The sequence below is a fragment of the Corynebacterium variabile genome (assembly GCF_006539825.1).
Classification (GTDB): Bacteria; Actinomycetota; Actinomycetes; order Mycobacteriales; family Mycobacteriaceae; genus Corynebacterium; species Corynebacterium variabile.
In genome coordinates, this window is record NZ_BJNT01000032.1 from 1 (window position 1) to 10673 (window position 10673).

General features: G+C 63.5%; 11 protein-coding genes. 6 read left to right on the top strand and 5 right to left on the bottom strand.

The annotated features are described in order from the left end of the window. The 4 genes from CVA01_RS15135 to CVA01_RS14345 all read left to right on the top strand — a co-directional run. Positions 1 to 261, top strand: a 261-nt coding sequence (locus CVA01_RS15135; RefSeq protein WP_218024598.1) for a hypothetical protein, incomplete at its 5' end; no start/stop codon positions are given. A 128-nt stretch (positions 262 to 389) separates the two neighbouring features. Beyond that, a complete protein-coding gene (locus CVA01_RS14335; protein ID WP_141331728.1) occupies positions 390 to 1676 on the top strand; it encodes an ISL3 family transposase in 1287 nt (428 codons plus the stop codon). Positions 1677 to 1799: 123 nt separating this feature from the next. Continuing rightward, positions 1800 to 3509 (top strand): aspartate-alanine antiporter, encoded by a 1710-nt coding sequence (gene aspT, locus CVA01_RS14340; protein ID WP_141331730.1) that lies wholly within the window; start codon positions 1800 to 1802, stop codon positions 3507 to 3509. Positions 3510 to 3537: 28 nt separating this feature from the next. Continuing rightward, entirely contained in the window at positions 3538 to 5169 is a 1632-nt protein-coding gene (locus CVA01_RS14345; protein WP_141331732.1) for a bifunctional aspartate transaminase/aspartate 4-decarboxylase, read from the top strand. Between the two features lie 318 nt (positions 5170 to 5487). Here CVA01_RS14345 and CVA01_RS14350 read toward each other — a convergent pair whose 3' ends face one another. From CVA01_RS14350 to CVA01_RS14370, 5 genes are all read right to left on the bottom strand, one after another. Then, positions 5488 to 5886 (bottom strand): SDR family oxidoreductase, encoded by a 399-nt coding sequence (locus tag CVA01_RS14350; protein WP_141331734.1) that lies wholly within the window; start codon positions 5884 to 5886, stop codon positions 5488 to 5490. Next, the gene (locus CVA01_RS14355; protein WP_141331736.1) at positions 5867 to 6901 is read right to left on the bottom strand and encodes an IS30 family transposase; all 1035 of its coding nucleotides are present in this window, start codon (positions 6899 to 6901) and stop codon (positions 5867 to 5869) included. Before CVA01_RS14355 ends, CVA01_RS14350 begins: the two co-directional genes overlap by 20 nt. Before the next feature lie 197 nt (positions 6902 to 7098). Then, entirely contained in the window at positions 7099 to 7368 is a 270-nt protein-coding gene (locus tag CVA01_RS14360) for a hypothetical protein (protein WP_141331738.1), read from the bottom strand. Between the two features lie 295 nt (positions 7369 to 7663). After that, on the bottom strand, positions 7664 to 7870 hold the full coding sequence (locus CVA01_RS14365; RefSeq protein ID WP_141331740.1) for a hypothetical protein: 207 nt from the start codon (positions 7868 to 7870) through the stop codon (positions 7664 to 7666). Between the two features lie 61 nt (positions 7871 to 7931). Further along, on the bottom strand, positions 7932 to 8477 hold the full coding sequence (locus CVA01_RS14370; protein WP_141331742.1) for a hypothetical protein: 546 nt from the start codon (positions 8475 to 8477) through the stop codon (positions 7932 to 7934). A gap of 629 nt (positions 8478 to 9106) precedes the next feature. Between CVA01_RS14370 and CVA01_RS14375 the strand changes: the two genes are divergently transcribed. After that, a complete protein-coding gene (locus CVA01_RS14375) occupies positions 9107 to 10030 on the top strand; it encodes a replication initiation protein (protein WP_141331744.1) in 924 nt (307 codons plus the stop codon). Between the two features lie 67 nt (positions 10031 to 10097). Beyond that, a complete protein-coding gene (locus tag CVA01_RS14380) occupies positions 10098 to 10589 on the top strand; it encodes a hypothetical protein (RefSeq protein ID WP_141331746.1) in 492 nt (163 codons plus the stop codon). The last annotated feature ends 84 nt before the right edge of the window (positions 10590 to 10673 follow it).

Sequence of the window (10673 nt, forward strand, 5' to 3'; positions counted from 1 at the left end):
TTCGGACCTCGCAAGCGCACACCGGGCCAGAAAGCCCTTGGCGTGTTCGGACTGATCGGGGTGGCCTGCATGGCCATCTATGGGATCTGCCCACAGTGGTTCGGGATCACTGCCCCTGTATTGGAGCAGTTCGCCGGCCTGATCGCACTACTCGTCCTTCTGGCAATCGGCTGCATCCCGGGCACATACCTCGACAACAGACTGCCGCGTGCATACAAGCAGCAGCATATCGATGGCACCGCCCAGTCATCCACTGTCTAGCATCGCCAGAGGTAAACGGGCTCTTCGCAGATGAGGGTGTAGAAGCTGACGGCGCGGCGGTGTCGGGATAGAAGTCGAGGTCTCCCGAGGATGGAAGTTCTCACACTGCCCATCCGGAAGACCTCGACGTGCACGACGCTACCTTCACTCGCCCTGACCTGACCACGTTCTGCCGACTGGATGAGCTCGGTCTCGAAGCCGTTGGGCAACGGCTCGAGCCCGACCGCGCGGTGATCGCTTGCCGCGTCGTCGAACTCGACCAGTGGTGCCGTCGCTGCGGCTGCGAAGGGGTTCCGCGGGACACGGTGGTCCGGCGGCTTGCGCACGAACCGCTCGGGTGGCGACCCACGACCCTGGAGGTCGTCGTGCGTCGCTACCGCTGCACCGACTGCTGCCATGTATGGCGACAGGACACCAGCCTGGCGGCCGAACCACGGGCGAAGCTGTCGCGCCGCGGGCTGCGCTGGGCACTAGAGGGCATCGTGGTCCAGCACCTCACCGTCGCCCGCGTCGCCGAGGGGCTCGGGGTCGCGTGGAACACCGCCAACCTCGCCGTCCTGATCGACGACGAGCACAGGTCCGACGGGGTGAAGGTCGTCGGCGTCGATGAGCACGTCTGGAGGCACACCCGCCGCGGCGACAAGTACGTCACCGTGATCATCGACCTCACCCCGGTCCGGGACGGCACCGGGCCCTCACGCCTGCTGGACGTGGTCGAAGGTCGGTCGAAGAAGGCGTTCAAGGACTGGCTGGCCGAGCGGGACCAGGCTTGGCGCGATGGGATCGAGGTCGTGGCCATGGATGGGTTCGCGGGCTTCAAGACCGCCACCACCGAGGAGCTGCCGGACGCCGTCACGGTTATGGATCCCTTCCACGTCATCCGGTTGGCCGGGGACGCTCTCGATGAGTGCCGCCGCCGAGTCCAGCAGGAACTGCACGGACACCGCGGACGCAAGGGCGACCCGCTCTACACCGCGCGGCGGACCCTGCACACCGGGACTGACCTGCTCACCGACCGCCAGCACGAGCGCCTTGACAAGCTCTTCGCTGGGGACCGGCACGTGCAAGTCGAGTGCACCTGGGGGATCTACCAGCGCATGATCTCCGCCTACCGTCACCCCGACCGGGCAGCCGGCCGCGTCGAGATGAGCTCCGTGATCGACGCCCTCGCCGACAGTGTGCCTGAGGCGTTGGTAGAACTGCGCAAGCTCGGCCGCACCCTGACCAGACGCGCCTGCGACGTCCTGGCCTACTTCGACCGGCCGCGCACGAGCAACGGACCTACCGAAGCCGTGAACGGTCGCCTCGAGCACCTGCGTGGCCTGGCCCTCGGCTTCCGCAACCTCACCAACTACATCGCCCGCGCACTCCTCGAAGCCGACGGATTCAGACCACACCTACACCCCGAATTGTGAAGAGCCCCTTTGGGCGAGACGATGCCCGGTGCTAGCCTCGAACGCAGAAGGCACGAAGCGACCGGTCCTCACGTTCTGGCCGCCTCCGTTGCCACAGACGTGATGCACAGTGGAGGCACTTGAATGTTCGAGGCGGTCGCGAAGTTGCTGCAGGACAATCCGTTGATCGCACTGTTCTTCTGCGTGTCGCTGGGTTATCTGATCGGGAAGTTCCGTATCAGATCGTTCAAGCTCGGCGGGATCGCAGGAACACTGATCGTCAGCGTCGTGCTCGGACAGATCGGTATCAAGCTCGACGACAGCGTGCGAGGCGTCTTCTTCGCCCTGTTCATCTACGCGGTGGGGTTCCAGGGTGGCCCGCAGTTCTTCCGGGCGCTGAACAAGCGCTCGTTGAACCAGTTGCTGTCTGCCGTACTCACCTGCGTCCTGGGGCTTGTCACTGTCCTGATCGCGGCGTGGGTGTTCGGCCTTGACAGGGGCCTGGCCGCGGGGCTCGCCGCGGGGGGCCTTACGCAGTCAGCGATCATCGGGACGGCCGGCGATGCGATCGCCAAGCTGGGACTGCCGACGGATGTCACGCAGCAGATGCAGACCAACGTCGCTGTCGGCTATGCCGTCACCTACATCTTCGGATCGCTGGGACCGATCCTCCTGATCTCCTGGTTCCTGCCCATGATCCGGCGGTGGAACATCCGCCGTGAAGCAGTGAAGCTGGCGTCGGAGCTCTCGGGAGGCCACGCAGAGCTCGAGGCCGGGCAGTACAACGCCGTGCGCCGGATCATCACTCGCTACTACGGGGTCACGGCGGAGAGCCCTTGGGTCGGGAAGACCGTCGGCGACGTCGACCGTGTGCTCGCCGACGCGAGCATCGAGGCCGTCCTGCGCGGTGGCGCGCACCACGAGGCCACCGCGAGCGACGTGCTGGCGGCGGGTGACAACGTTGCGGTCACCGGGACGATCGAGCGACTCGAAGCGTTGTCCTCGACGATCGGGAAGGAAGTCGTCCCTCCACAGGGAGCGATCGAGGTCGAAGAACGTCGCGACCTCGTGGTCACCAACAAGGAGCTCGTGGGAGCCGATATCGGGTCGATCCACGCTCGGCTCAATGATGCGGCGGACTACGGCGTGTTCCTCGTTGGTGCCCGCCGCAGTGGCCACGACCTGCCGTCTCTGTCGGGCGTCGAGGTGCACCGTGGCGACGAGATCGCCGTCATCGGGCGCCCCGCCGACCTCGACAAGGCGCAGAAGCTCCTGGGGTATCCGATCGGCGCTGCCGCCGTCACCGACTTCGTGTTCTTCGGTGTCGGTGTGGCTCTGGGCATGCTGATCGGCCTGATCGAGGTCCCGATCTTCGGGGCCTCGGTGTCCATCGGCGCCGGCGGCGGCTGCCTGCTGTCGGGTCTCGTCTTCGGGTGGCTGCGCGGCGTCCACCCCCGGTTCGCGTCCCTGCCCACCGGCGCCTCCAACTTCCTACGCGACTTCGGGCTGGCGGCGTTCGTGGGCGCAGTGGGACTGGGGGCCGGCGCCCAGGCTCTCTCGGCCATTCGCGAATCCGGGCTGACGCTGCTCCTGCTGGGTGTCGCCGTCACGGTGATCCCGACCGTCCTCAGCTTCTTCCTCTCCTATACAGTCCTGCGGATCCGCAATCCGATCGATCTGCTCGCCGCCATCGCAGGCGGCCGCAGCGCGAATCCGGCGTTCGCCGCTCTGATGGAGAAAGCCGGCAACGCAACCCCGGTCGTCCCGTTCACCGTCACCTACGCCGTGGCCAACGTCTTGCTGACCCTCTGGGGGCCCGTGGTCATCGCACTCGTCACCGTCAACGCCTCCTGACTCCAACCCTTATGACAAAAGGAACGCCATGTCCTCGCAACCCACCCCGTCCTCCAGCAGCTCCCGCGCCCAGCAGGTCCTGACATCGGCCCCGCCCGCTACGGAACTCAGTCCCTTCGAGCTCAAGGACCTGCTGATCAAGGCGGCCTCCTCGGACACTCATCGGCTGATGCTGAACGCCGGCCGCGGCAACCCGAACTTCCTGGCCACACAGCCACGCCATGCGTTCCTGCGGCTGGGGGAGTTCGCGCTGCGGGAGTCCGAGCGGTCCTACTCCTACCTCGACAGCGGCTTCGGCGGACTGCCCAAGGAGACAGGACTCGTCGACCGGTTCGAGGTCTTCGCCAGCGGCCACGATCACGATGAAGGCGTCGCATTCCTACGGGCGGCGATCTCGTACGTCGATGACCAGTTGGGCATCGACGCCGAGTCCTTCCTGGCCGAGGCCGTGACGGCGTTCCTCGGATGCCAGTACCCCGTCCCTCCGCGCATGCTCCCCAACGCCGAACGGATTGTCGCACGATACCTGCGCCAGCAGATGACCGGGGACCGCCCCACGGGTGACTTCGCGTTGTTCGCGACCGAGGGTGGGACCGCCGCGATGACCTATCTCTTCGAGAGCCTGTTCGCCAACGAGCTGCTGCATCCCGGGGACAAGATCGCCATCGGGACCCCGATCTTCTCGCCGTACCTGGAGATCCCGACCCTGCCGGGATACGACCTCGAGGTCGTCGACATCCGTATGGACCAGGACCACCAGTGGCAGTACCCCCAGGACGAGCTCGATAAGCTCCTCGACCCGGCTGTGAAGGTGTTCTGCCTCGTCAATCCCTCCAACCCGCCGTCGACGAAGCTGTCTGATGCGAGCCTGCGAACCATTGCCGAGCTGATCCAGTCCCGCCGCCCGGACCTCATCGTCATCACCGATGACGTCTACGGGACCTTTGCAGACGACTTCACGTCGCTGTTCGCCCTGGCACCCCGCAACACGGTCCTCGTGTACTCCTTCTCGAAGTTCTTCGGGGCCACCGGCTGGCGCCTCGGGACGATCGCCCTGCACGAGGACAACACGATCGACGCCGCACTGGCCGCCCAGCCCGACGAGATCCGCGACCGCCTCCGGACCCGGTACTCCTCACTGACCGAGGACGCCTCCACGCTGGGGTTCATCGACCGCCTCGTTGCGGACTCCCGCGCTGTCGCACTGAACCACACAGCGGGCCTGTCTCTGCCCCAGCAGCTGCAGATGACGCTGTTCGCCCTGCATGCACTCACCGATCGACTTGGCCGGTACCAGACCGCAGCCAAGTCCCTCATCCGGCACCGCGAGGCCACTCTGTATGCGAGCGCAGGAATACCCGTCTATGACGCACCGGAGGACGTGGACTACTACACGCTGGTGGATCTGCAGCGCCTCGCCGGCCAGCTCTACGGGCAGGACTTCGCGGCCTGGTTCGAGAAGAAGGACCTCGGTCGCGACTTCCTGTTCCGCCTCGCACGGGAAACAGGTGTCGTGCTACTGCCCGGTAATGGCTTCGAGGTCGTCGACGCCAGCGCGCGCGTGTCCCTGGCCAACCTGACCGAAGCCGAGTACGTCTCGATCGGTCGCTTCACGAGAACCGTCCTCGACGAGTACCACGCGGACTACATCGCAGGTTGACCCGAGGGTTACCGCGGAAGCATCACGTCTACCGGTGAGCCAGGTGCGAGACCACGGAACGAAGCCCGATCGCCCTTGGTGCAGATGGATCCGTCATCGTGAGAGGTCCGAATGTGGTCGATGCGTCGCATAGGTTCTTCACTCAGGCCTACCAGACCCTGGCGTACGCGGCTCGTGACTACGCGTCCAGGGCCCCAGCGTGCTGTGCGCGCTCCGCTTCTCGGTCGTAGCGGCCGGTGCGTTGGCTCACGGGCCCGGGGCTTCCTGAAGAGGCTCCTGCTCCTCGCCGGCCGTGCGCCATCGTTGTGACACCGGGAACTAGACGTTCACCCTGCGGATCCTGTGCCCGACGGCGATGGACTCGCCCGAGATCGCACCGGCAATCGGTGATACGAGATAGGTGATGGTCGACGCCACCTGGTCGGGCGTGGACCAACCCGCGGCACCGATGCTCGGGATGGCTCCGTTCCTCTCGCCCACCGGACCCGGATTGACCGTGTTGACCGTGAGACCGCTGCCGGCATGCTCATCGGCCAATCCCTTGGCTGCGAGATTCAGGACCGCATTGCGGGCAGCGGCCATGATGCTCGATGTCGACCATGCGTTCTGTCCGCTGACGCCCACGATCCGTCCGTAATGTGCGTCGAGGAACGTCGGCAGCACCGCATTGGCGACGCGGAGAAACCCCAGGGCGATGTCAAGGCGTCGAAGCAACATGGGGCTCGCCGGCGAGCAGTCGAGCGAATGCCTCGGTGGGCGCGAGATAGCCCAGTCGGCGGCGGGGTCGATTGTTGATCTCCTCGGCGATGGTGGTGAGGTAGGGCTGGTGATCGGGGATCACCGTGCCCTTGGGCAGATACTCCCGGTAGAGCCGGTTCGTGTTCTCGTTGCTGGGCCTCTGCCAGGGCGAGTGGGGATCGGCGAAGTAGACCGGCATCGCCGTGGCCAGGGAGACCTTCGCGTGCTGGGCCATCTCGCTGCCCTGGTCCCACGCCAACGATGCCTTCATCATCTCGGGCAGGTCGTTGAAAAACTCGATGACCGCGTCAGCGGTTGGCTCGGCGTGTTTCGAGGGCAGGGCCAGCAGCCCGGTGAACCCGCTCATCCGTTCCACCAGCGTCGCCGCGCACGAGGTGCCGTTCTTCCCGATGATCAGGTCACCCTCCCAGTGCCCCGGCACCCGACGCTGGGCGGCGTCCTCACCTCGCTCCGCGATCGGGACCATACCTACGATTGGGCCACCGCGCGTCCGCCCGGTCGTACGTGGTCGGCGCTTGGTCCGCTTGGACTGCAGGAAGCTGCCCTTGCGGGCGAGCTCACCCTTCGGGATTGCGTAGATGTACTGGTAGATAGCCTCGCCGGGGACGGTTCGGCCGCGTGCGTCAGGAGAGTTCGCCATGCGTTCAACGGTCGGGTCTGTCGCCTCCAGACGCAACCGGCCCGCTATCTCGTTCGGCGTCCACGACGCGGCCAGATCCGCCTCCACCCGCGCCTGCAGCACCGGATCCCCCGCGACCTTCCGCTGCTGCGGGCGAGCCCGCCGACGCTGCGCTCTGACGTCTGCGGTCACGGCCTGGTAGCCGCGGGTCTTCGTCGAGTTCCGGTGAAGCTCCCGCAAGATCACCGACGGGCAACGCCCCAGGTGACGGGCGATCCTCCGCACCGACCAGCCCGCTTTCGAGGCCGTCGAGATCTCCGACCTGTCACTGAACGACAACCCCACCCGCGCCATCCGCACACTCCACCGATCAGACCCCCGCCGACCGGGAGTGTTGCTTCGACGCTATGACACCACCCGATGGCCTGGTCTACCGTGGCGGCCACCCTGTCCGCCGCTGGGACACTGCCGCGAGCGGCTACGAGGACATCGAGCAGTCTGCATAGAACAACCCCCTGCACCCTCGGTGCAGGGGGTTGTTCTATGCCGGATCAGTCTTCGTTTTCTGCCACAAAGTAGGTCATCATATCCCCCGAAGGGTCTGTCGACGAAAATATAGTCTCTACCAGTTTGTCAGCAGACGTGGAACCGGGGATAGGTGTGAGATATGTCCGCAGGGGACCTGGCTCGATAGTCCCGATGTAAACTCTGTCGTCCTCGAAAATGTCCGTTACCAGAGAGAGGACATCGTCGCGGGTCGCTTTGTTAGAGTTTATCCCAACAGCCCCGAGGGCTCCGGCCAAGGGGACCCAGTCCTCCATTTCGTGGATTTCTTCCAGGACATCTGAGACTTTTTGTTTACGCAACGTGAACCTTGTATAGCTTGCTGTGGCTTGGACTGTTGATGTCGATAGTGTATCCACCTGACGCACTACTCGTACGGAGGCGAATGTCGGTCCCATCTTTAAGCCGAACGGAGCTGGGTTTGACTGTTCCGTCATTGCCAGCCCAGCCAGTGTAGTCAGTTAGCTGGCACCAGGTGGTGTCGACCGCCTTCTCTATCGGCGTCCGGGCATCGACCGCACTACTTTGCAACAACACCAGGAGAGGGGTTGCCTATCCGGATCTGCTTATTTCCGAGAATACAATGTAGCTGATGAGGTACACGGCAGCAATGGCGGCAAAGGCTGATAAAGCGATGAATATTACACTTCCTTCAGTAATCCATCCAGTAATTCCCGCTGCTGCCGCAGCCAGAACTGTTGACAGTATTGCGTTGCCGTAGATGAATTTTACGTGAAGTCGATCTTCAGTTCCATTCACCCCGGTATTTATAAAACTCCAAAAACTCATTGCGGACCTGCTTTCATAAAACTAGACGTGGTTAGTCGCATAGTTTGTTGAAGTCGATTGCTCCACCTCCAGCTGTCTTCGCAATGTTGCAGACTGCGCCTGCTAGCGGGTTTACGACCGTTGCAGGGGCACATACGAGGAAGCCCTGTGCCTGGAACAGGGCCCAACCTGCCCTGGCCTTTCCACAATCAAGATCGAAAGGCTTGATCTTCGTGTTGATCTTGGATTTCTTCTGGGCTTGCTGACCCTCGTCTTCAAGTCCGTCGATGATGAGTTGTTCCACCTCTTCCTCGGTGAAGTATTCGGAAACATCATTGGCCAGCTCTTCGGGGGTGGATCCGATTTCCGATGCGGATTCCCTGAAGCGTTCATTTCCGGTAAGCTTGTCGACCTTATCCGGGTTCTTATACTGGTCGGCAGACTTATTAATTTCCTGGTTGCAGATTCCCCTGGATTGTCCAGCGGTAGGTGTTTCTGCAACATCAGTGTTTGCGTTTGCCGAGCCGACGAAAAGGGACAGGGGAACCACGGCAGAGAATGTCGCGGTGGCCAAGCGTTTCATCATTGAAGAGCGCATGTGAGGACCTTATCTGTGAGGGGTGTTATTTCTGCCACGCAGAATACGTGATGAGGGGATTTGGGGGCAACAGTTGTTACTAAACTGTAATCTTTGATGCTGGCCCTGGTGTCAATAGTTAACTATGTTCATTTTTGGTGGTAGCTAGTGTTTATCTCCAGGTCACAGGCGCTGTGGACGCTTCGGATGTGTCGACGAGATACCAGGCGGATAGTTGGAGCGTCAGGGGCCTTGTTTCCGGCGATTTGCTGCCGGACGTGGATCTCCCGCTTGGATGGACGGGCGGTGTCGCCTGTGTGTTCTACGTCTTTCTGGATGACCTGCGTTCGGCATCGCAGCTGAAGGGAGTGCCGGCCGCCGCGATCTAGGTCGGTTGGAAGTGGCCTGTGGTTTCTGAGGGCATCGCGGGCCGCTTTTGTGTGTTCGCCGAGGGTGAGCGGTAGGTACGCGCTGGTGCCGACAGCCCGTATGAACGAAGGCATGTGCTCGTGTACGAAAAAGCGTTCCTAGCTGCGGAATGACAATGGTGTAAGGTAGCTCCCAAGCGCAAAGAAAGAGCGCCACCCGGGCTGGCACCCTGGTGACGCTCGCTGACCCCACGATGTGCACTCGTGGAGAAAGCCTCATCGATGAGCATACCTGCATCCGGCCCGGATGTCCCATACAGGGACACCAACCAGGCCAGTGACCCGGCTATTGACCCGGCTATTGACCCGGACACTGCACCGGGCAGCACCGCCGACCAGCTTGGCCAGGTGATCGATCCGTTCACCGGTTTCGACCCCCTCGCCGAACTGTCCGGCCAACTGTCCTCCTTTTCTCCGAGTCGGTCTCGGTCGCCTGAGCAGCGCAGTGCCCTGGCAGACGCCGCCCGTCTGCTCGTCGAGAACCTCGGTGCAGTCCCCACCTCCCTGCAGTCCTGTGGGGCCACCGATGCCGAACGCAACCGACTCATCACCCACCTGGGCAGAGCCGCATTCCAGGGCTGCCCCACCCGTGACTTCAAAGCCGCCTGGCGCAAAAACGCTGAGGGCCAGAGCGTGCCGAAGATGTACCGGGTCGGCCACCCCTCCCTGCACCGGATGCAGTACGTTGCCCTGACCCACGCCCAGTACGCCGCGGTCATCGTCATCGACGTTGACCACCGCGGCAGCCAGGGCGGCCGAGTCGAGAGCATCAACCCAGAGGTCCACCGCATCCTCTCTAGGCTCGCCGGGGTCGGTGCCGGCCCTGCCTGGGTTGGGGTCAACCCCGACAACGGCAAAGTCCAGTTGATCTGGCTGATCGACCCGGTCCACGCTGACGGGGCCGGTGACTCGCCCAACATGCGACTGCTCAAAGCAACCGGCAAGACTCTGGGCACAGCGTTGGGTGGGGATCCGGCGTTCGCCCACAACCTGTCACGCTCGCCGTTGTACACCGGGGCGATTCACTCAGCCCGTTCGTCACCCACTACAGCTCCCCGGAGATCGACGCCGAGGCCCGCAGGGCCACGCGCGGCAAGGTCCAGTACGGTTGATCTCTGGTCAGTGCAGTTCGGGAACCTGCCATAGTGAAGGTCGTGGGTGTTCTCCAGAAACCGACGAAGGCCACCTGCCGCCAGTGTTTAGGCTCGCTGGCATGGAGCACTCACGAGTAGCCCTGCCCGAGCCCGAGTACCTGGCACGCATCGGTGAGATCGTCTACACCGTCTCCTCTATGGAGTGGACGCTCCTCGACGATCTTCACCGGCTGGCAGCATACCTTCCAGCGCCCCTGACACTGAAAGAGCTGGAACCGCAGACCACCGGTGCCATCGGGGCCTGCGCTAGTAAAGCCGCCGCAATGGGAATGGCACCTGGACCAGTCCGCGAGTTCATCGCCGTCTGCGGCACGGCCCTGACGGAGGCGGCCAAGATCCGAAACGACGTTCTCCACGCCCGACCAGCCACTCACCCGGAGCAGGACCAACGCCTCAGCCGTACCTGCACCCGCCGAGAAGGAAGGAAGTTCGTGCTCGACGGAACCCAATTCTGGATCACCGACGAGTGCCTGGACGATCAGGTCCACCGGCTCAACGAACTACTGGACGACGTGAATCACGCGCGGGCGGCCCTCCCACTCCGGCAGTAGCTGACTCTCGACCTGCGTCATCTGCACAGAACCGAGGGCGTCGGCCCGACACGGCGTCCCCGGTTACCTGCCCTCTTCCGCATA